This is a genomic window from Actinoplanes sp. NPDC048967, from assembly GCF_040649415.1.
Lineage (GTDB): Bacteria > Actinomycetota > Actinomycetes > Mycobacteriales > Micromonosporaceae > Actinoplanes.
Window position 1 is genome coordinate 294,853 of the sequence record NZ_JBEZFL010000008.1, and the last position, 20,221, is coordinate 315,073.

General features: G+C 72.8%; 18 protein-coding genes. 9 read left to right on the top strand and 9 right to left on the bottom strand.

The features are described 5' to 3' along the window. Positions 1-18: 18 nt before the first annotated feature. Genes AB0C12_RS32175 through AB0C12_RS32190 form a run of 4 tightly spaced genes read right to left on the bottom strand, consistent with a single transcriptional unit; the run spans position 19 to position 5,653 of the window. Entirely contained in the window at positions 19-1,191 is a 1,173-nt protein-coding gene (locus AB0C12_RS32175; RefSeq protein WP_360553621.1) for a cytochrome P450, read from the bottom strand. 27 nt (positions 1,192-1,218) lie between these two features. Next, positions 1,219-3,021, bottom strand: coding sequence for a multicopper oxidase family protein (locus tag AB0C12_RS32180; RefSeq protein WP_360553622.1), 1,803 nt, complete (start codon positions 3,019-3,021; stop codon positions 1,219-1,221). Further along, on the bottom strand, positions 3,018-3,452 hold the full coding sequence (locus tag AB0C12_RS32185; protein WP_360553623.1) for a DUF6220 domain-containing protein: 435 nt from the start codon (positions 3,450-3,452) through the stop codon (positions 3,018-3,020). The genes AB0C12_RS32180 and AB0C12_RS32185 overlap by 4 nt, the downstream gene beginning before the upstream one ends. 23 nt (positions 3,453-3,475) lie before the next feature. Further along, positions 3,476-5,653: an MMPL family transporter gene (locus tag AB0C12_RS32190; protein ID WP_360553624.1), complete on the bottom strand. Its 2,178-nt coding sequence runs from the start codon at positions 5,651-5,653 to the stop codon at positions 3,476-3,478. Positions 5,654-5,867: 214 nt separating this feature from the next. Here AB0C12_RS32190 and AB0C12_RS32195 point away from each other — a divergent pair, with 214 nt between their 5' ends. Beyond that, a complete protein-coding gene (locus tag AB0C12_RS32195; RefSeq protein WP_360553625.1) occupies positions 5,868-6,977 on the top strand; it encodes a histidine kinase in 1,110 nt (369 codons plus the stop codon). Then, complete coding sequence (locus AB0C12_RS32200) at positions 6,974-7,636, top strand: response regulator transcription factor (RefSeq protein ID WP_360553626.1); 663 nt, start codon at positions 6,974-6,976, stop codon at positions 7,634-7,636. Before AB0C12_RS32195 ends, AB0C12_RS32200 begins: the two co-directional genes overlap by 4 nt. Positions 7,637-7,655: 19 nt before the next feature. Here AB0C12_RS32200 and AB0C12_RS32205 read toward each other — a convergent pair whose 3' ends face one another. Further along, positions 7,656-8,711: a LacI family DNA-binding transcriptional regulator gene (locus AB0C12_RS32205; RefSeq protein WP_360553627.1), complete on the bottom strand. Its 1,056-nt coding sequence runs from the start codon at positions 8,709-8,711 to the stop codon at positions 7,656-7,658. Positions 8,712-8,806: 95 nt separating this feature from the next. On the opposite strand from AB0C12_RS32205, the gene AB0C12_RS32210 reads away from it, so the two are divergent. From AB0C12_RS32210 to AB0C12_RS32240, 7 genes are all read left to right on the top strand, one after another. Beyond that, positions 8,807-10,066, top strand: a complete 1,260-nt coding sequence (locus tag AB0C12_RS32210) for an extracellular solute-binding protein (RefSeq protein ID WP_360553628.1) — start codon at positions 8,807-8,809, stop codon at positions 10,064-10,066. 2 nt (positions 10,067-10,068) lie between these two features. Beyond that, complete coding sequence (locus AB0C12_RS32215) at positions 10,069-11,025, top strand: sugar ABC transporter permease (RefSeq protein ID WP_360553629.1); 957 nt, start codon at positions 10,069-10,071, stop codon at positions 11,023-11,025. After that, the gene (locus AB0C12_RS32220) at positions 11,022-11,831 is read left to right on the top strand and encodes a carbohydrate ABC transporter permease (RefSeq protein ID WP_360553630.1); all 810 of its coding nucleotides are present in this window, start codon (positions 11,022-11,024) and stop codon (positions 11,829-11,831) included. The genes AB0C12_RS32215 and AB0C12_RS32220 overlap by 4 nt, the downstream gene beginning before the upstream one ends. Positions 11,832-11,842: 11 nt before the next feature. After that, a complete protein-coding gene (locus tag AB0C12_RS32225; protein WP_360553631.1) occupies positions 11,843-13,771 on the top strand; it encodes a beta-L-arabinofuranosidase domain-containing protein in 1,929 nt (642 codons plus the stop codon). A gap of 37 nt (positions 13,772-13,808) precedes the next feature. Continuing rightward, complete coding sequence (locus AB0C12_RS32230) at positions 13,809-15,509, top strand: CBM35 domain-containing protein (protein WP_360553632.1); 1,701 nt, start codon at positions 13,809-13,811, stop codon at positions 15,507-15,509. Between the two features lie 61 nt (positions 15,510-15,570). Beyond that, positions 15,571-16,578 (top strand): LacI family DNA-binding transcriptional regulator, encoded by a 1,008-nt coding sequence (locus AB0C12_RS32235; RefSeq protein WP_360553633.1) that lies wholly within the window; start codon positions 15,571-15,573, stop codon positions 16,576-16,578. Positions 16,579-16,636: 58 nt separating this feature from the next. Further along, positions 16,637-16,843 carry a hypothetical protein gene (locus AB0C12_RS32240; RefSeq protein ID WP_360553634.1) on the top strand — a complete coding sequence of 69 codons (207 nt, stop codon included), beginning with the start codon at positions 16,637-16,639 and terminating at the stop codon, positions 16,841-16,843. A 19-nt stretch (positions 16,844-16,862) separates the two neighbouring features. Here AB0C12_RS32240 and AB0C12_RS32245 read toward each other — a convergent pair whose 3' ends face one another. The 4 genes from AB0C12_RS32245 to AB0C12_RS32260 form a co-directional block, all read right to left on the bottom strand. Further along, positions 16,863-17,141, bottom strand: coding sequence for a hypothetical protein (locus AB0C12_RS32245; protein ID WP_360553635.1), 279 nt, complete (start codon positions 17,139-17,141; stop codon positions 16,863-16,865). A gap of 287 nt (positions 17,142-17,428) precedes the next feature. Then, positions 17,429-17,884: a hypothetical protein gene (locus AB0C12_RS32250; RefSeq protein WP_360553636.1), complete on the bottom strand. Its 456-nt coding sequence runs from the start codon at positions 17,882-17,884 to the stop codon at positions 17,429-17,431. A gap of 196 nt (positions 17,885-18,080) precedes the next feature. Continuing rightward, positions 18,081-18,848: a S16 family serine protease gene (locus AB0C12_RS32255; RefSeq protein WP_360553637.1), complete on the bottom strand. Its 768-nt coding sequence runs from the start codon at positions 18,846-18,848 to the stop codon at positions 18,081-18,083. Beyond that, a complete protein-coding gene (locus tag AB0C12_RS32260) occupies positions 18,845-20,182 on the bottom strand; it encodes an MFS transporter (protein WP_360553638.1) in 1,338 nt (445 codons plus the stop codon). The genes AB0C12_RS32255 and AB0C12_RS32260 overlap by 4 nt, the downstream gene beginning before the upstream one ends. Positions 20,183-20,221: the final 39 nt, after the last annotated feature.

A 20,221-nucleotide genomic window follows, 5' to 3' on the forward strand; every position in this document is an offset into this window, starting at 1 on the left:
GGTTCTCTTCGGGTGCGGCTACGGCCGCTTCGTCAGGTGGACGGCGGTGTAGCCGCGCAGGACGAAAGTCGGGCGCTGGACCGGCTCGGCGGCCAGCTCCAGGCGGGCTGCGTGGTCGAGCAGGGCGGCCACGGCCGTCCGCAGTTCGAGGCGGGCCAGTGGCGCGCCGAGGCAGAAGTGCAGGCCGGCGCCGAAGCCCACGTGCGGGTTGGGGTCGCGGCCCACGTCGAACGTGTCCGGGTCGGTGAACACGGCCGGGTCGCGGTTGGCCGCGCCGAGCAGCGCGGCCACCTCGGCGCCGGCGGGCACGGTGACGCCGGCCAGCTCGACGTCGGCCGCGGCGGTACGGACGAACATGTGCAGCGGCGGGTCGTACCGGATCATCTCCTCGGTCGCGGCCGGGAGCAGTCCCCGGTCGGCGCGCAGCCGCGCGAGCTGGTCCGGGTGCCGCAGCAGGGCCACCAGGCCGCCGCCGAGCGCGTTCACCGAGGCCTCGTGGCCGGCGTTGAGCAGCAGGATCGCCGAGGCCACCAGCTCGTCGGCGGAGAGCCGGTCGGTGCCGTCGCGGACCGCCACCAGCCGGCTGACGAGGTCGTCGCGCGGCTCGGCCCGGCGGCGTTCGGCCAGGTCGCGCAGGTAGTCGGCGAACTCCTGGCTCGCGGTCAGGGCGGCCGCTTCGGTCTGCGGGCTCGGCGACACCTCGTACATCCGCACGATCGCCGCCGACCAGGGCCGCAGCCGGTGCCGGTCGGCGGGCGGCACCCCGAGCAGCTCGGCGATGACCGTGACGGCGAGCGGCTCGGCGACCTCGGCCAGCAGGTCGAACTCCGGGCCGGTGGTCTCCAGCAGGGCGGTGGCCTCGGCGGCGACGGCCGGGCCCAGCCGTTCGACGTGCCCGCGGGTGAAGGCCCGGGCGACCAGCGACCGCAACCGGGTGTGCACCGGCGGCTCGTTCTCCATCATCTGGTTGCGGTGCAGCAGGTTGAACGGCTCGTAGACCGCGGCGGGCTCGCGGTCGCGCCAGAACCGGCCGAGGCGGCGGTCGCGCAGCACGGCCTCGACGGCGGCGTGCCCGGCGGCCAGCCACCGGCCGGTCGGCTCGTGCCAGCTCACCGGCGCCTGCTCGCGCAGCCGGGCGAGCCGCGGGTACGGGTCGCGCACGAACCCGGGGTCGGTGAAGTCGACATCCACCCCCGCACCGTAACGGTCCCGGACGGCTCATTCGGGATGGTTGGGCGTGCGCCGGCCGACGGCGAACGGTGACGTCACTCCCCGGTACGCCACGTGCAGCACCATCCCCTGCCGGGCGTGCGGCAGGTTGTGGCAGTGGTCGAGCCAGATCCCGGGGTTGTCGGCCCGGAACGCCACCTGCCACACCTCGCCGGGCAGCACGTCGAACGTGTCCAGCCACAGCGGACTGCCGCTCACCGGGCGCCCGTTGCGGGACAGCACCAGCACGTGGTGGCCGTGCAGGTGCATGGGGTGGCTGTCGGTGCCGCGGTTGACCACGGTGGTGCGTACGGCGTCACCCTCGTCGACCATCAGCGGCGCGATGTCCGGGTAGACGTCGCCGTTGACCGTGTACGCGTAGCCGGGCACCCCGTCCAGGAACCGGATCAGCCGGTCCAGCACCAGCGTGTAGTCCTTGTCGTAGCGGCCGAACGGTCCGGGGGCGGGCCTGCCGTAGCGGGTGATGTCCAGCTCGGTCCCGTCCGGGTGCGGGGGTGCCGCACCGGCGCCCAACAGCAGCCCCTCGGACTCCCGCCCGTCCACCATGACGTGCACGGCCCCCGCGGGCATGGTGAAGAGCACGTCGTAGCGGCCACCGGCGGGCAGCCGCAGGGTGGTCTCGGCAGTCAACGGGGTCGGACCGTTGAGGTCCCGGCCGTCGATCGCGCCCACGGTGTACGGCGTCCCGCTGACCGCCACCCGGTGCGCGTTGTTGCCGGTGTTGATCAGCCGCAGCCGGACCGGCCGGCCCGCGGGCACGTCGCGGGTCTCGCGCCGGTCCGATCCGCCGAGAACGGTCACGCCGCCGCCGAAGCGGTGCACGGGCAGGACGAGATCCGTCTCCGCCGGCCGGGCCCCGGCGGGGTCCACCACCAGGGTGCCGTAGAGACCTCTGCGGACGGCCGTGCTGGACAGCTCGTGCGAGTGGTACCAGTAGGTGCCGGCGTCCTCGGCCACGAACCGGTAGGTGAACGTGCCGCCCGGCGGGACCGCGTCCTGTGTGACCCCGGCGACGCCGTCCTCGCCGGCCGGCACGTCGTAGCCGTGCCAGTGCAGGGTGACCCCGGTGTCCGGCAGCTCGTTGCGCAGGATCACCTCGACGAGGTCACCCCGGGTCACCCGCAGTTCGGGGCCCGGCAGCGAGCCGTTGAAGGTCCACGCGTCGACCGTCTTTCCCGAGGGCAGGGTGACCACTGCGGCGCGGGCGGTGAGTGTGAAGCTGCGGGTCGGCGGGCGGTCCGGCCCCCGCAGGTCGGCGACGGACACGCCGTGCCCGGCGTGGTGGTCGAGCCGGTCGGGCAACCGGCTGCCGGCGGCGGCCGTGACGCCCGCCGCCAGTAACGCGACGGCTGCGGCGGCCATTACCGCGATCCGGGCCGTCCGGGCCCGCAGCCGCCAGACCAGCAGAGCCACCGCGCCGGGCCCCAGGACGGCCACGAGGCCGCCCGCCGTGACCGGGTAGCCGACCACCAGCTGCATCGCCAGGCCGGCGACCGCCAGGTACGCCGCGATGATCAGCACCGGCACCGCGGCTTTCCGGCGGCGGGTCACCGCGATCCCGGCCACCACCGCCGCCAGGGTCAGCGGGACCGCGGTCACCAGCCGGTCCGGCAGGAACCACCAGCCGGCCCGGCCGAGCACGACCACCACGGCGACCCGCGCCACGGTGGCCAGCACGGCCGCGATCAGCACCGGGGTGCCGGCCCGGGTGTCGCGCAACGGCCACGCCGCCACCCACAGCCCGGCGGAGACGACCATCAGGAGCAGGTCGAGGACCAGCACCACGCTCATGCCGTGTGGATCCGCGGAGAGCCGGTGACCGCACCGGCGGCGAGGCGGCGCGCGTTCCTCAGACCGGTGACGGCGGCGCCGAGGATGGCCAGGCCGTTGAGCACGTGCAGGGCGACGACGTACAGCGGGAGGCCGGTGCGGTCGTCCTGGCTGCCGCCCAGCGCGTTGCTGAGCGCGACCAGGACGAACTGCAGGACGACCAGCCCGAGCGGCAGCGCGGCGAACGCGACGATCCGCCCGCCGGCCCGGGCCAGCGCCGCGACGACGATGTCGATCAGCACGACCACCATGACGGCCAGAGCGCCGGCGCGGTGAGCCGTCCACGAGTCGGTGGTGGCCGGCCGGCTGAACCCGCCGACTCCGGCCAGGTAGAACTGGGTCAGCACGACGATCACGACGAGCGTGCTGCTGACGACGAAGACCTTGCGCATCGGGATCACTCCTGTCAGGACGGTCAGACGGTGGCGTCTTCCCGGATGCCGGCCGGTGCCGGCGGGGCCGCGCGCGGTGCCCGGCGCCCGGGCATCCACCAGTTGGCGTTGCCGCACAGCTCCATCACCGCGGGGACGAGGACCATCCGGACGACGGTGGCGTCGATGAGCACCGCGACGGCCATGCCCAGGCCGATCTGCTTGACGGAGACGTCCGGGCCGAGCAGGGCGGTGGTGAAGACGGCGATCATGATGGCGGCCGCGGCCGTGATGACCTTGGCGGTCCGGGCCAGGCCCCGGGTGACGGCCCGGCGGGTGTCGCCGGTGCGCTCGTACTCCTCGCGGATCCGGGAGATCAGGAAGACCTCGTAGTCCATCGACAGGCCGAACAGCAGCGGGAACATCATCATCGGGACCCAGGTGGTGATCGGCATGCCGGTGGGGAACCCGAGCGCGGTGCCGAGCCAGCCCCACTGCACGACCGCGACCAGGACGCCGTACGCGGCGCCGATCGACAGCAGGTTCATCACCGCGGCCTGCAGGGCGATCGTGACCGAGCGGACCAGTGCGATCAGCAGCAGCAGGGACAGCCCGATGACGACGCCGATCATCAACGGCAGGCGCGAGCTCACCTCCTCGGCGAAGTCGATGGTGGCGGCGTTCGGACCGCCGATGTAGACCTCGCCGCCACCGGAGGCCCGGGGCAGGACGTCGTCGCGGAGCTCGTGCACCAGCTCCGTGGTGGCCTCGTCCTGGTATCCGGTCCGGGGGAAGGCCATGAAGGTGGCGGCCTGCCCGTCCTGGCTGACCCGCGGCGGCGTGGCGTAGGCGATGCCGCCGGTCGCGCGGACGGCCGCCACGACGGGACCCAGGTCGGTGTCCGGCGAGCCGATCCGGGTGGCGAAGATCAGGGGCGCGCCGTAGCCGGGACCGAAACCCGCGGAGATGATCTCGTACGAGGTGTAGCTGCTGCGGTCGTGCGGCTGGACGCTGGCGTCGGGCAGGCTGAGCCGCATCGACAACGCGGGCACCGCGAGCACCAGCAGCAGCGCGCCGGCCAGCAGCGCGGCGACGACCGGCCGGCGCTGCACCACGCCGGCCCAGCGCTCGGCGGGGGCCCGGCGTTCCCGCGGCGGGACACCCTCGGCCCGGCGGGTGCGCAGCGTCCGGCGCGGCAGCCGCAGAGAGTTGATCTTGTGGCCGGTGAAGCCGAGGAACGCCGGGAGCAGGGTCACCGCGGCGACCATCGTCACCAGCACGGTCACCGAGGCGCCGATGGCCACGCCGGTCATCATCCGCTGTCCCATGGCGATCAGGCCCAGCAGCGCGATCAGGACGGTGGTGCCGGCGAACAGCACCGCGTGACCGGCCGTGGTGACGGCCTTGACCGTGGCGTGCTCGGGATCGTCGCCGTCGTGCAGGCTGTCCTTGTAGCGGGTGAGGATGAACAGCGCGTAGTCGATGCCGACGCCGAGGCCGATCAGCACGGCGACGAGCACGGTGAAGTCCGGGGCCGGCACCACGTGTCCCACGATCTTCATCAGGGCGACGCCGCCGATCACGGCCAGCAGGCCGGTGACAATCGGCAGGCCCATCGCGACCAGCGACCCGAACGCGATGAACAGGATCACCGCCGCGGCCAGCAGGCCCACACCCTCGGCCGGGCCCTGCGGGGGTGTCTCGGCCTTCTCCGCCGCCTCCCCGCCCAGTCCCAGCGTCAGACCGTCCCCGGAGGCCGCCCGGACCGCGTCGACCAGCGGCACGACGTCGGCCTTGGGCAGTTCCCGGCCGGTCAACGGGATGGTCGTGCGGGCGATCCGGCGGTCCGGTGTCACCAGTGCCGGGTCCGCGTACGGCGAGACCACCGGCCCGGTGACCGCGGCGGCGTCCAGCTCGGCGAGGACCCGCTCGATCCGCTGCCGGGTGGCCGGGTCGTCGATCCCCCGGTCCGCCCGGACGGCCAGGGTGAGCGTGTCTCCTTGTTGCTGCGGGAAGTGCCGCTCGATCAGCGCCTGGGCCTTGGCCGAGTCCGACCCGCCGCCGGAGTACGCGTTGTCGGCGTCCGCGCCGAAGCCGAAGCCCAGGACCGACACGGCGAGCACCCCGAGGATCCAGGTCAGCACGACCAGGCGGCGGCGCCGGTAGCAGAAGCGGGCCAGCCGGGCCAGGGCGCCGTCCGCGGGTGGGGTCTCGGTGGGCATCGGCGCTCTCCTCGGGTTCGGCGGATGTCGCCTGATCCTGTCGCCGGCGGCGGCGCGGATCGTCCGGCAGCCGCAGACACTTCGCGGTGCCACCGATGCCGCAGCCGGCTGCCGCGCACGCAGCAGAAACGGCGCACGTACCGCGGCTGCGGTAGTCGTCCGGTCGTCCCCGGGCAGGACTCGCTCGCGGCGACTTTGCGGCTAGGGTGCGGCCATGAGCAGGAGACGGGCCGCGGTCACCGACTGGGCGATCGCCGTCGGCATCGCGGGGGCGCTGCTGACCGGCGGGCTGTCCGGCCGGCCCGCCACGGATCTCGGCCCGCTGGGTTACGTGCTGCTGGTCGCGGCCGGCCTGGCGCTGGCCGCGCGCCGGAAGGCTCCCGTAGCGGTGCTGGTCGTCACCGGGCTGTGCGCGGTGGGCTGGCAGGCGGCCGGGTTCGACGTGCCCGCCGTGGCGTACCTGGTCGCCGTGTACGCCGCCGTCCGGGCCGGACACCGCCGGCTCACGATCGTGGTGTCGGTGGCCATGCTGGCCGCGCTGCCGTTCGCGGCCCTGGTGTCGCTGCACGACCTGGGCGAGGCGTTCACCCGGGCCCGCAGCGCGCTGGAGCTGGCCTGGCTGATCGCGGCCGGCGCCGCCGGTGAGGCGCTGCGGCAGGCCGAGCGGCGCGCGGACGAGGCCGAACGCACCCGGGAGGAGACCGCGCGGCGCCGGGCCGACGAGGAACGGCTGCACATCGCGCGGGAGCTGCACGACTCGCTCACCCACCAGATCTCGGTGATCAAGGTGCAGGCCGAGGCCGCCGTGCACGTGGCCCGCAAGCGGGGCGAGGAGGTGCCGGAGTCCCTGCTGGCCATCCGCGAGGCCGGCCGGGAGGCGACCCGGGAGCTGCGGGCCACCCTGGAGGCGTTGCGTGACGACGGCACCGCCCCGCCGCAGGGTGTCGGGCACGTCCCGGAGCTGGTGGAGCGGGCCCGGGCGTCGGGGCTGGACGCGACGCTGACGATCGAGGGAGCCCGGCAGGACGTGCCGGCGGCGGTGGACCGCACCGCGTACCGGATCGTGCAGGAGTCGCTCACCAACATCGCCCGGCACGCGGCCGCCGCGACCGCGTCGGTCCGGATCCACTACCGCCCGGACGGCCTGGCGATCCAGGTCGACGACGACGGCCGGGCCACGCCGGGCAGCGCTCCGACGCCCGGCGTCGGGCTGCTCGGGATGCGCGAGCGGGTCACCGCCCTGGGCGGGCGCCTGCGCGCGGAGCCCCGCACCGGCGGCGGTTTCACCGTGCGGGCCGAGCTGCCCGTGGACCGGACCGCGTGATCCGGGTCCTGCTGGTCGACGACCAGCCGTTGCTGCGCAGCGGTTTCCGCGCGCTGCTCGACGTGGAGGACGACATCGAGGTGGTGGCCGAGGCCGCCGACGGCCGGCAGGGCCTGGCCCTGGCCCGCGAGCACCGGCCGGACATCGTCCTGCTCGACATCCAGATGCCGGTGCTGGACGGCATCGAGACGACCCGGCGCATCGCCGCCGACCCGGACCTGGCCGGGGTGCACGTGGTCATCCTGACCAACTACGGCCTGGACGAGTACGTCTTCGACGCGCTGCGGGCCGGCGCCGCCGGGTTCCTGGTCAAGGACATCGTGCCGGAGGACTTCCTGCACGCCGTCCGGGTCGCCGCGCGCGGGGACGCGCTGCTGGCGCCGTCGATCACCCGCAAGCTGATCAGCCGGTACGTCACCGAGCCGCGCCGCACCGGCGCCGGCGCGCAGCTCAAGGAGCTGACCAACCGCGAACGCGAGGCCGTCGCCCTGGTGGCGCAGGGGCTGTCCAACGACCAGATCGCCGAGCGCCTGGTGATCAGCCCGCTGACCGCCAAGACCCACATCAACCGGGCGATGGCCAAGCTGCACGCCCGCGACCGGGCCCAGCTCGTGGTCCTGGCCTACGAGTCCGGCCTGGTCACGCCGCGCACCGGCTGATACCGCTCCGGCCGGCGGGTCACCGGGCGGTGGAGGCGCGCGGGACCAGCCGGCAGGGCCGGGTGCGCTTGCCGCGTACCGGATCGCCGTTGATCGCCGCCAGCAGCAGCTCGGCGGCCGAGCGGCCGATGCCCTCCAGGTCCATGTCGATGCTGGTCAGCGCCGGGCGGCAGCCGTCGACCATGACGTCCCAGTTGTCGAAGCCGACCAGGGCGACGTCGCCGGGGATGGCCCGGCCGGCCTCGCGCAGCGCCTCGGCGACGCCGCGGGCGATCTGGTCGCTGCCGCAGAAGATCGCGTCGACGTCCGCGCCGGCGGCCAGCAGCAGGCCCGCCGCCTGCCGGCCCCAGGCCTCGCTCCACTCGCCGAACAGCACCGGCACCGCGAGGTCGAGGCCCTCGCCGCGCAGGGTCTGCTCGGTGGCGGCCGCCCGGACCGTCGCGGAGTGGTGGTGCTCCGGGCCGGTCACGTGCGCGATCCGGCGCCGGCCGGTGGACAGCAGGTGCCGCACCGCCCGGCGCGCGCCGTCAGCCTCGTCGGGGACCACCGAGCAGTCCTGCGGGTCGGCCGAGCTGATGAACGCGTACACCACCGGCACGTGCAGGCCGGCGGCGATCGGGGCGCGGGCCTGGGTGCGCCGGCCGGTGACGATGATGCCGTCGACATTGCGGCTCAGCAGCGTCCGCAGGTAGTACTGCTCGCGGATCGGGTCGTCGCGGGCGTCGCAGAGGAACACCGAGACCTGACCGGCGCCCAGGGCGTCCTCGGCGCCGATCAACAGCGGGATGCTGAACCGGCCGATGCTGTCGGTGGTGATCATGCCGACCGTGTACGTGCGTCCCGAGTGCAGGCTGCGCGCCGCCGCGTTGGCCACGAAACCGAGCCGGTCGGCGGCCTCCCGGACCCGCTGCCGGGTCTCCGGGCGCAGGCTGCCGCGGCCGTTGAGGGCCTTGGAGGCGGTGCCGACGGAGACCCCGGCGAGGGCGGCGACCTCGGCGATGGTGACGGCCCGTCCGATGGTGGTCAGTGTTTCCTCCAGGTTTTCCGGCCGGGCTTTCGTGGTCGGCGTAACCACACGGTAATCAGCCCTTGACACGGCCGCAAGGTGCTCCCTAACTTCAAGGCAATCGTTTTCCTTGTTTTCTTCCTCCCTGGCCCGAGGGGCATCTGATGAGACTTTCCCCCGGCAACCGCCGACGGCTCGGCGCCGCTGCCGCACTGACCCTGACCGCCTGCCTCACCGTCGCCTGCTCGTCCTCCGACTCCGGTTCAAGCGCCTCCGGCGCGGCGAGCGGCACCTACACGATCTGGGATCCGTACCCGCAGTTCGACGACACCTCCGACTGGGTGAAGCTGCTGACCAAGTGCGGCACCGACGCCGGGGTCACCGTCAAGCGCACCGGTTACGACACCACCGACCTGACCAACAAGGCGCTGCTCGCCGCCCAGCAGGACAACTCCCCCGACGTGCTCATCGTCGACAACCCGGTGGTCTCCACCCTGGCCGAGGCCGGCGCGCTGACCACCACCGAGGAGTCCAAGCTGGACACCACCGGCGTCGAGCCGAACCTGCTGGCGGCCGGGCAGAGCGGCGGCAAGACCTTCGGCATCCCGATCGGCGCCAACACGCTCGCGCTCTACTACAACAAGGCCGTGCTGACCAAGGCCGGGGTCGACCCGGCCCAGATCAAGGACTGGGCCGCGCTGACCGCGGCCCTGGGCAAGGTGAAGCAGTCCGGCAAGAAGGGCATCACCTTCTCGGCGATCGGTACGGAGGAGGGCAGCTTCCAGTTCCTGCCCTGGTTCTGGGGCTCCGGCGCGAACCTGACCCAGCTGGACTCCCCGCAGGCCGTGTCGGCGCTGACGTTGTGGACCGGCTGGCTCAAGCAGGGCTACGCGCCGAACTCGGTGCTCAACAACACCCAGACCACGAGCTGGCAGGAGTTCGCCACCGGCGACTACGCGTTCGGCGAGAACGGCACCTGGCAGCTGGCCAACGCGAAGAAGACCGGCTTCGACTACGGCATCATCGCGATCCCGTCGAGTGCCGGCGGCACCGCCCCGGCGCCCACCGGCGGCGAGTTCGTCACCGCGCCGGTGCAGTCCGACACCGCCCGCTACGCCGTCTCGCAACAGCTGATCGCCTGCCTGACCAGTGCCGACAACGCGCTGACGACCGACACCACGCTGTCCTACGTCGCGGCCACCGCGGCCGTGCAGGACAAGCAGGTCGCGGCCACGCCGGAGCTCAAGGTCTGGGTCGAGGCGGTCAAGGCGGCCAAGGGCCGCACCAGCGACGACCTCGGCACCAAGTACCCGAAGATCTCCCAGCCGCTGTGGACCGCGTTCCAGGCCGCGCTGAGCGGCTCCAAGTCGCCACAGGACGCGCTCAAGGCGGCCCAGTCGACGGCAGCGGCGGCGACGCGGTAGCCATGGCCCACGACACGACGATCCGTACCGGGACGGCGACCACCGCCCCGGTACGGCCCGGGGCCTCGCCGGCCCGGCGCGCGCGGCGGACACGGCAGCTGGCGGCCTGGGGTTTCCTCGCGCCGGTCGTGGTGTACCTGCTGGCCTTCTACGCCTACCCCCTCTACCGCAACCTGGATCTGAGCCTGCGGCACTACACCGTGCGCTCGTTCGTGCGGGGTGATGCCCCGTTCAGCGGGCTGGACAACTACCGCACGGTGTTCGGCGATCCGAGCTTCGGGCCGGCGTTGCTGCACACCGTCGTGTTCACCGGTGTCTCGCTGGTCTTCCAGTTCGCCATCGGGATGGCCCTGGCCGTGTTCTTCGCCCAGAACTTCCGGTTGTCGGCGACGTTGCGGGCGCTGTTCCTCGTACCGTGGCTGTTGCCGTTGATCGTCTCGGCCTCGACCTGGTCGTGGATGCTCAACAGCGACTCCGGCATCGTCAACGCCGCGCTCGGTGTCCTCGGGGTGGACCCGGTCAACTGGCTCACCTCGCCGCAGTGGTCGCTGGTCTCGGTGATCATCGCCAACATCTGGATCGGCGTGCCGTTCAACCTGGTGGTGCTCTACAGCGGGCTGCGGGCGATCCCGGACGAGATCTACGAGGCGGCGGCGCTGGACGGCGCGTCCGGCTGGTCGACGTTCTGGCGGGTCACGTTCCCGCTGCTGCGGCCGGTCTCGGCCATCACCCTGCTGCTCGGGCTGGTCTACACCCTCAAGGTCTTCGACATCATCTGGATCATGACCAAGGGCGGGCCGACCGACTCGTCCACGACGCTGGCCACCTGGTCGTACCGGTTGAGCTTCGGCAACCTGCTGCCGGAGTTCGGTCCCGGCGCCGCGGTCGGCAACCTGCTGATCGTGATGGCCCTGATCTGCGGGCTCGTCTACATCCGGATCCAGCGGAGGCAAGCGTGACCCGGCCACTGAAAACCGGCATCGGGGTCGTGCTGACGGCGATCATGCTGTTCCCGGTCTACTGGATGATCAACGTGTCGTTCACCAAGGACACCGACATGCGGGCCAGCCCGCCGCACGTGTTCCCGTTCGACGCCACCGCTGAGGGCTACCGCGCGGTGCTCGACCAGCAGCTGCCGTACCTGGGCACCAGCCTGATCGTCGGGCTCGGCACCGTCCTGCTCACCGTCGTGCTGTCCGCCCCGGCCGGCTACTCGCTGGCCAAGCTGCGACCGCGCGGCGGCGGCGCGCTGAGCTTCGTGCTGCTGATCGCCCAGATGATCCCCGGGATCATCATGGCGATGGGCTTCTACGCCATCTATCTCAAGGCCGGCGTGCTCAACACCACGGCCGGGCTGATCCTGGCCGACTCGACCATCGCCGTCCCGTTCGGCGTGCTGATCTTCACCGCGTTCATGTCCGGCATCCCGGACGAGCTGACCGCGGCGGCCACCGTGGACGGGGCCGGCCCGCTGCGCACGTTCTGGTCGGTCGTGCTGCCGGTCAGCCGCAACGCCGTGGTCACCGTCTCGCTGTTCGCGTTCCTGTGGGCCTGGTCGGACTTCGTCTTCGCCACCACGCTGGCCGGCGGGGCCGACCACCAGCCCATCACGCTCGGCATCTACCGCTACATCGGCAACAACAACCAGCAATGGAACGCCATCATGGCCACCGCCGTGGTCGCCTCCATCCCCGCGACGCTGCTGCTCATCCTGGCCCAGCGTTACGTGGCCGCCGGCGTCACGGCCGGCGCCGTCAAGGACTGAGGACAATCTCCATGACCGAACCCACCCGTTCCGCCGGTCCCGTCGCGCCCACCGCCCGGGCCGTGGCCGCGCTGCACCCGCTGCCGGCGGACGCCGTCCAGCTCTCGCCGACCGGCCTGCTCGGTGGCTGGCAGGCCCGTAACGCCGCCGCGACCCTGCCGCACTGCGTCGACAATCTCGACACGGCGGGAAACCTGGCCAACCTGCGCCGGGTCGTCGGCGACGGGCCCACCGCCTTCGCGGGCATGTGGTTCGCCGACACCGACGTCTACAAGACGCTGGAGGCGGCGGCCTGGGAGCTGGGCCGGACCGGCACCCTGAGCCCACGGCTGTCCGGCTTCCTGGCCGACACGGCGTCGCTGCTGGAGAAGGCCCAGGACCCCGACGGCTACCTGGACTCCTACTACCAGAGCGACCACCGCGACCGGCAGTGGACCGAGCTGCACTTCAGCCACGAGATGTACTGCGCCGGGCACCTGATCCAGGCGGCCGTCGCGGCCGCCCGGGCACCGGGCACCGACGCGGCGGCCGTCCAGCAGCTCGTCGGGGTCGCCCGCCGCTTCGCGGACCTGCTGGTACGCCGGTACGGCCCGGACGGCACCGCGGCGATCTGCGGCCACCCGGAGATCGAGACGGCGCTCGTGGAGCTGTACCGCCTCACCGGCCACGAGCCGTACCTCGATCTGGCGGCCCGCTTCGTCGACCGGCGCGGGCACGGCCTGATCGAGCCGGACAAGCTGGGCCCGCGCTATTACCAGGACCACCAGCCGGTCCGGACGGCCGACGAGGTCACCGGGCACGTCGTGCGCCAGCTCTACCTGCTGGCCGGCGCGGTCGACGTGGCCGTCGAGACCCACGACAGCGAGCTGCTGACGGCGGCCGAACGGCTGTGGGACTCGGCACTGGGCAGCAAGACCTACCTCACCGGCGGGCAGGGCTCCCGGCACCGCGACGAGTCGTTCGGCGACCCGTACGAGCTGCCGCCGGACCGGGCCTACGCCGAGACCTGCGCGGCGATCGGCAGCTTCCAGTGGGCCTGGCGGCTGCTGCTGGCCACCGGCCGCGCCCGGTACGCCGACGAGATGGAACGGCTGCTGCACAACGGCATCGCCGGCAGCACCGGGGTCGACGGCACCTCGTTCTTCTACTCCAACCCGCTGCAGCTGCGCACCGGCCACGACGGCTCGCACGAGGACGCGCCCTCACAACGGCTGGGCTGGTACTCCTGCGCGTGCTGCCCGCCGAACCTGGCCCGGCTGATGGCGTCGCTGCACGCGTACCTGGCCACCGGCGACCAGAGCGGCCTGCAGCTGCACCTGTACGCCACCGGCACGTTCGGCCCGGTCGAGGTCAGCACCCGCTACCCGTGGGACGAGCAGATCACCATCTCGCTCACCGAGGACGCAGCGACGCCCTGGACGCTGGCCCTGCGGGTGCCGTCCTGGTGCGCCGACGCGCGGCTGACCGTCAACGGTGAGCCCGACGCGACCGCCGCCGAGGACGGCTACCTGCGGCTGACCCGGGCCTGGCGGACCGGCGACCAGGTGGTCCTCACCCTGGCGATGCCGCCCCGGCTGGTGCGGCCCCACCCCCGGATCGACGCGGTACGCGGCACAGCGGCCCTCACCCGCGGCCCGCTGGTCTACTGCCTCGAACACGCCGACGTGTCCCTGCCCGGCGTGGTCCTCGAGGACCTCGCCCTGGACCCGGGCCGGCCGATCGAGGTCGTGCACCGCGAGGACGCCCTGGCCCCGGTGACCCTGCTGGCCCCGGTCGTGGCCCGTCCCGCCGAAGCCGCCCCGCTCTACCGCACCGGGCCGCGGGACGAGCCGCCGGCCACCACGGCCGGCACCGTCACGGCCATCCCCTACTTCCTGTGGGCCAACCGGGCCCCCGGACCCATGCGGGTCTGGATCCCCACGGCCGCACCGGAGGCATGACCCGCTCCTCCCCTCCCCCACGATCGAGGTGCACACCGTGCGACACCGAAGAACCGCAGCCGCCGCCCTCACCGTCCTGACGCTCGCCGCCGTCGGCGCGCTCCCGGGGCCGGCCCAGGCGGCCGGCAACACCCTCACCGTCAACGTCGGCACCACCGTCCGGCCCGTCACCCACGTGGCGTCCGGCGGTCTCTACGCCCTGGACACCGGCACCAAGCCGCCGCTGGAGCAGCTGTATCCGTTGCGGCTCAACCACCTGACCCAGCCGCCACCCGGCGTTCAGCAGCTCGGCAACGGCGCCACCCAGCCGTGCTGCGACGGCCTGCTGGTCGCCGGAAAGGTGACCAGCGCGGGCGCCCAGCAGTTCCTGCGCATGCCCGACATCTACCCCAACTTCCCGTACCGCTGGGTCAGCTGGGCCGACTGGGAGGCCAAGGCCCGCACGATGGTGCAGGCCCGGCTCAACGCCACCGGCACCACCAACATCGACGGCTGGGAGCTGTGGAACGAGCCGGACTGGACGTGGAACACCACCGCCGCCGGGCCGTTCACCGCCGGCTGGACCCGCACCCACCGGCTGATCCGTTCCCTGGACACCGTCACGCCGATCGTCGGACCCAGTCACTCGTACTACAACCACAACTGGATGGTCGAGTTCCTCACCAACGCCCGGGACACCGGCACCCTGCCGGACGTGATCGTCTGGCACGAGCTCGGCAACGACGACTACCTGAACGTCGCGGCCCACGTCGCCGACTACCGGGCGGTCGAGCGGTCGCTGGGCATCCCGCCCCGGCCGATCTCGATCAACGAGTACGCCTCGCCGAGCCAGGTCGACATCCCGAGCGTCGCGGTGCACTACATGGCGGTCTTCGAACGGCACGGCATCCGCTCCGCCGAACGCGCCTACTGGTACGAGGCGGGCACCGTCAACGGCCTGCTGCACAACAATGCGCCGACCGCGTCCTACTGGGCCTACAAGTGGTACGGCGACATGGCCGGGAACGTCGTGCAGACCGTGCCGGGCTCGTGGCTGGACGGCGTCGCCTCGTACGACCCCACGCGTCGCTTCGTCAACGTCGTGCTCGGCGGCGACAGCGGTAACAACACCGTGCGGGTCAACGGGCTCGGTGCGCTCGGCTCGCAGGTACGGGTGACGCTGTCGCGTACCAACACCACCGGGCGCGCCACCAACCAGAGCGCCCCGGTCACTGTCTCCGCGACGACGTACAACGTCACCAACGGCAGCATCAGCGTGCCCGTCAACGGGATGGACGCGCTGGCGGCGTACCAGCTGCTCATCACCCCGGCGAGCGGGGCCGCCACCTGGCAGCAGCGCTACGAGGCCGAGAACGCCACGGTGGTCAACGCCAACCGGTTCTCCTCCGGCTCGGCCTCCAACGGCGGCTACGTCGGGCAGATCGACGGCTCGGCGACCGCGCGTGACCAGTCGTTCGTCGACTTCCTCGTGAACGTGCCGACGGCCCGGGCGTACACGATGACCATCGGCTACGCCAACGGGACCGGCGCGACCGCCACCCACGGCCTGGCCTACAACGGCGGCGCCTGGAGCACCGTCAGCTATCCACCGACAGGCGCCTGGGGTGCCTTCGGGGCGACGGTGAACGCGACCGTCACCCTGCGCGCCGGCTACAACGTCATCCGGCTGGCCAAGGGCGCACCGCAGCTCAGCGCCCGCACCGGCTACGCCGAGCTGGACTACGTGCAGCTGAGCTGATCGGCGCCGGTGCCGGGTCCACCGCGACGGGCCCGGCACCGGCGCACGGTAGGTTCACAGCATGCCCCGGCAGCGTCCCGTCACCATCCGCGACGTGGCTGCCCTGGCCGGGGTCTCGGTGGGCACCGCCTCCAAGGCTCTCAACGGGCGCGGCTCGCTGCGCGCCGACACCGTCGACCGGGTCCGCCAGGCCGCGGCCCGGCTCGACTTCCGGCCCAGCCAGGCGGCCCGCGACCTGCACGCCGGCCGCACCTACACGGTCGGCATGATCACCACGGACACCATCGGCCGGTTCAGCATCCCGCTGCTGATCGGCGCGGAGGACACCCTGGGCGGCGGGCAGATCTCCGTCCTGCTGTGCGACGCCCGCGACGACCCGATCCGCGAGCAGCACCACCTCAAGGTCCTGCTGGGCCGCCGGGTCGACGGCATCATCGTGACCGGCCGCCGGGCCGGGACCCGCCCGCCGATCGGCGGGCCCGCCGGCGTGCCGGTCGTCTACGCCTTCCTGGCCTCGGCCGACCCCGCCGACTGCTCGATCGTGCCGGACGAGGCGGGCGGCGCCCGCCAGGCCGTCGACCACCTGCTGACCGTCGGACGCCGGCGCTTCGTGCACATCACCGGCCCGGAACACCACCACTCGGCCCGGGTACGCGCCGACGCGACCACCGCCCGCCTCACCGAGGCCGGCATCGACCTGGTCACCGCCCCGATGTACGGCGAGTGGAGCGAGGCCTGGGGACGCCAGGCGGCCGGCATCCTGCTGGCCCGAGGCCTGCAGTTCGACGCGGTGATCGGCGGCAACGACCAGATCGCCCGCGGCGCCGGTGACGCCCTGCGCGAGGCCGGCCGTCACGTCCCGGCCGAGGTGGCCCTGACCGGCTTCGACAACTGGGACGTCATGGCCCTGGCCAGCCGCCCCACGCTCACCAGCGTCGAGATGGACCTGGAGGGCCTGGGCCGGGCCGCGGCGGGCCTGCTGCTCGAAGCCATCGACGGCGTGGCCCGGCCCGGCGTGCACACGCACCCGGCCAAGCTGGTGATCCGCGACTCGACGGTGGCCTCCTGATCGGCCCCAATCTCCGCCCCGGGTCCCTGACCAGGCCAGATGCTTGTACATTGCAGGGATGGACGACGTCGGGCCGGACCTCAGTTCGCTCTGCCGGGCCGTCCGCGACCTGGTCGAGGCCCAGCAGAGCCTGATCGAGGCGCTCAGCGCGCGCGGCCTCCTGGACGCCCGGGCCAGCGGGATGCTGGCACGCCTCGACCAGCTCAAGGCCGAGGCCGATGAGGCCCACAAGCTCGCCACCCACCCCGTCAGCCGCTGCCGCTGATCCGCGGTGGCGCTTTCCATCAGCTCAGGTCGTTGAAGACGCCGTCGAGCACCAGCTCGATCGAGCCGTCCACGGTGGCCCGGTCCTCGGTGCTTTCGGCGACAGCCTGCACCATCGCCAGCAACAGCAACAGATCCGCCGGGGTGACGTCGCTGCGCACGTACCCCTGGCTCTGCGCCCGCCGCAACGGTTCGCCGAAGGCGGCCAGCAACCGCTGCTGATACCGGTCCCGGGCACCGGGATCGAAGCGCCGGGCGAGCAGGACGAGCGGGCGCATGGCGACCAGATCGTGCAGCACCTCCCGCAGTGACCGCAGCGTGGACCTGACCCCTGCCGGCCACCGCGTTCGACCTGCCGGCCGGCCACTCCCTCACCCTGGTCGTCGACACGGTCGATCCCTGTACTACGACGAGAACGCCCCGGACGACACGGTCACCATCGGCAGCGGCTCCTACCTCGACCTGCCCCTCACGTAGTCCCGCCGGAAGCTCCGACGCTCACCACTTCCACGACGCCGGAGTTTCGTGCGTCAGCCGGCACAACCTGTAATGCATCCTAGGAACCTGGCCTGAAATTGGGACGACGTCAGTTGCGAAGGGTCGTTCGGGCCTGTCTGCAGGTGACGAAATAGGCGGCCATGAGAACGGGGGGAATCGCGTCGATCGCCAGTCCCACTGTCGACTTCATGTCCATGGCATGCCAGCCCAGCAGAAAGGCCGGCGACAAGACGTTGAAAACGACGTTGTGCGCGACAGCGGACCGTTTCCTTTTCCCCATGGGCACGAACAGGACGACGGTGTAGAGGATCAGTGACGCGTTCGAAGTGACATAGAAGGTCAGCGCGCGCGCTGGAACGAACGACGTGAGGCCGACCAGCGACGGGTCAGCCGCGATGATGAGCGACGCGATGGTCAGCGCCAAGCCGTGCAGCGCCAACCCGACCAGCGCGACGAAATAGACGACAAGCCCGCGTGGTCCCCATCCTTCGGCCTCGACGCCGCACCGTCCAACCTGGTGGCACCCGGCTTCAGCTGGGGCCACCCCTACCGTGCCGCGTGGTCGAGCCTCTTCACCTGCCGCCCATGACGCTCTCCGACCGGACACGGCCAGGGTCGGGCACGGCCGTCGGCCTGTCGGGGGCTCAAGGTCGCCGTATCTTCGTCCGGGCCGGCACGCAGAGGTCGCGTCGCAACCCGGCCGGCGATCGGAGCCGGCCCGGCCGATCGAGGAAGTGCGCTCAGGCGGCCGCGCAGGGCGGAGGGGCTCCCCCGGCCACCAACGTCCGGACCGCCGCCAGCGCCTCGTCGACCGTCGCGACCTTGGCCATGGCCAGTCCCGGCACCGCGTTCCGGACCGCCTCGGCGCAGTTGGCCTGGGGCACCAGGAACAGCTCAGCCCCCGCCGCCCGGGCGCCGAGCAGCTTCTGCGGGATGCCGCTGATCGGCCCGACCGCGCCCGCCTCGTCGACCGTTCCGGTGCCGGCGATGATCCGCCCGCCCGTGAGGTCGGCCGGCGTCAGCTTGTCGATGATGCCCAAGGTCAGCATCAGCCCCGCGCTGGGGCCGCCGATCTCGTCCACCTCGATCTGAACCTCGACCTGCGCGGACGAAGAGCCCAGCACGCGCAGAGCGGCCTTCTCCGCGTTACGCACCGACGAGGCGAACTGCTCGGCGTTGCGCCGATCGACCTGCTCGGCGCTCCGCCCCGCCGGGTAGACCCGGCTGCGCGGCGCCACCGCCCGGTCACCGTCGAACCAGGCCTCCACCGCTTCCCGCAGCCCGACCTCGGTGTCCACCAGGACGGTGGTCAGCCGCAACTGCCCCGCCGAGTCGGACGCCTGGCCGCCCCTCACCGAGATGACCTGCGCACCCTCGTGCCGGCCCAGCGTGTCCACGGTGGGCCCCGGCTCCAGCACCACGTACGGCAGCGGCCAGAACCGGATCCCGGCGCCCAGCAGCACGGTGACCACCGCGCCCGCGACGAGCGCTACGCCACGACGTCTCATGCCCGGGAGCGTAACGATGCCGGGGTCAGCAGGATCACGCCGGTGACACCGGCCAGGCCCGCGGCCACAGCCCAGGCCACCGCGGTGCCGGACCCGCCGACAGTCGCGGCCAGCAGGAGGAGCGCCGCGACCCCGACGGCCGTCCCCAGCTGCGCGCCGGTGTTGAGCACACCGCTGGCCGTACCGCTGAGGTCGTCGGCCACGTCGGTGCCGATTGCCGTGCCCGCGACCGAGGCCACCCCGAGACCGATGCCGGCCACCGCGACCCCGGCCACCACGCCCGCGACGCTGCCGTAGGTCAGCACCAGCAGCAGGTTGCCGGCGGCGATCCCGGCCAGGCCGGCAGCGGCCAGCCGGCGGACGGACAACCGGGCGCCGAGCGGCTTGGTCAGCGCCGAGCCGACCACGACCCCCAGACTGAACGGGACCAGCGCCAGTCCCGCCCCCACGGCTGAGATGCCCCGCTCCTGCTGCAGCGACAGGGTGGCGAGCACGCCGGTCGAGCTGGTCGTCGCGGTGTTGACGAAGGACACCACCGTTCCCGTACGCAGGTTCGCCGAGGCGAACGCCGCCCGGGGCACGAGCGGCGCGCTGACCCGGCGCTGGTGGACGACGAACACTGCCCCGGCGGCCAGGCCCGCGACGATCAGCAGCGCGCCGGCCGTGCGGGCGTGCGGGTTCTCCAGCGCGGACGCCCCCACGATGAGAGCCATCACCGCGCCGGTCAGCAGGGCCGCGCCGGTCAGGTCCAGGCGCACCGGCTCGCGTTCGCCCGGCGATCGCGGGATCGTCAGCCGGACCGCCACGATCAGGACGAGGCCGACCGGCAGGTTCACCCAGAAGACGGCCCGCCAGTCGAACACGTCCGTGAGCACGCCGCCGACCAGCAGCCCGAGCGCGCCCGCGGCGGCCCCGCTGGCACTCCAGGCCGCGAGCGCACCGCGGCGGTCGTCCGGCTCGGGGCTCGCGTCCAGCAGGAGCCGCAGCGCGGACGGGACGCTGATCGCTGCGGCCGCGCCCTGGAGCCCGCGGGCCGTGACGAGCTGCACCACCTCCTGCGCGCTCGCGCCGACCAGGCTGACCAGCGCGAAGGCCGCGCAGCCGAGCAGCAGGACGCGGCGGTGGCCGTACCGGTCGCCCAGCCGGGCGCCCAGCACCAGCAGGCCGCCGAAGAACATCGCGTAGACGGTCGCCAGGACGGGAGTGGCCGCGGGCGGCGCCGACACGCCCGACAGCATCGCCGGCAGCGCGGTGATGCCGCTGGTCACGCCGAGCACATCGACGAACTGGATGCCGCAGAGCACGGCCACGGCGCGGCGGGATCCTCCTGCCATGATCTGCACGTTACCCCGGAGCCTTCCGAAGTCCCGGGA

What these genes read in the sequence shown, in the direction of transcription:
- AB0C12_RS32235 (WP_360553633.1), top strand. Translation starts at nt 15,571, where the DNA reads ATGCCCCGGCAGCGTCCCGTCACCATCCGCGACGTGGCTGCCCTGGCC.
- AB0C12_RS32260 (WP_360553638.1), bottom strand. Translation starts at nt 20,182, where the DNA reads ATGGCAGGAGGATCCCGCCGCGCCGTGGCCGTGCTCTGCGGCATCCAG.
- AB0C12_RS32215 (WP_360553629.1), top strand. Translation starts at nt 10,069, where the DNA reads ATGGCCCACGACACGACGATCCGTACCGGGACGGCGACCACCGCCCCG.
- AB0C12_RS32225 (WP_360553631.1), top strand. Translation starts at nt 11,843, where the DNA reads ATGACCGAACCCACCCGTTCCGCCGGTCCCGTCGCGCCCACCGCCCGG.
- AB0C12_RS32210 (WP_360553628.1), top strand. Translation starts at nt 8,807, where the DNA reads ATGAGACTTTCCCCCGGCAACCGCCGACGGCTCGGCGCCGCTGCCGCA.
- AB0C12_RS32240 (WP_360553634.1), top strand. Translation starts at nt 16,637, where the DNA reads ATGGACGACGTCGGGCCGGACCTCAGTTCGCTCTGCCGGGCCGTCCGC.
- AB0C12_RS32180 (WP_360553622.1), bottom strand. Translation starts at nt 3,021, where the DNA reads ATGAGCGTGGTGCTGGTCCTCGACCTGCTCCTGATGGTCGTCTCCGCC.
- AB0C12_RS32255 (WP_360553637.1), bottom strand. Translation starts at nt 18,848, where the DNA reads ATGAGACGTCGTGGCGTAGCGCTCGTCGCGGGCGCGGTGGTCACCGTG.
- AB0C12_RS32185 (WP_360553623.1), bottom strand. Translation starts at nt 3,452, where the DNA reads ATGCGCAAGGTCTTCGTCGTCAGCAGCACGCTCGTCGTGATCGTCGTG.
- AB0C12_RS32190 (WP_360553624.1), bottom strand. Translation starts at nt 5,653, where the DNA reads ATGCCCACCGAGACCCCACCCGCGGACGGCGCCCTGGCCCGGCTGGCC.
- AB0C12_RS32195 (WP_360553625.1), top strand. Translation starts at nt 5,868, where the DNA reads ATGAGCAGGAGACGGGCCGCGGTCACCGACTGGGCGATCGCCGTCGGC.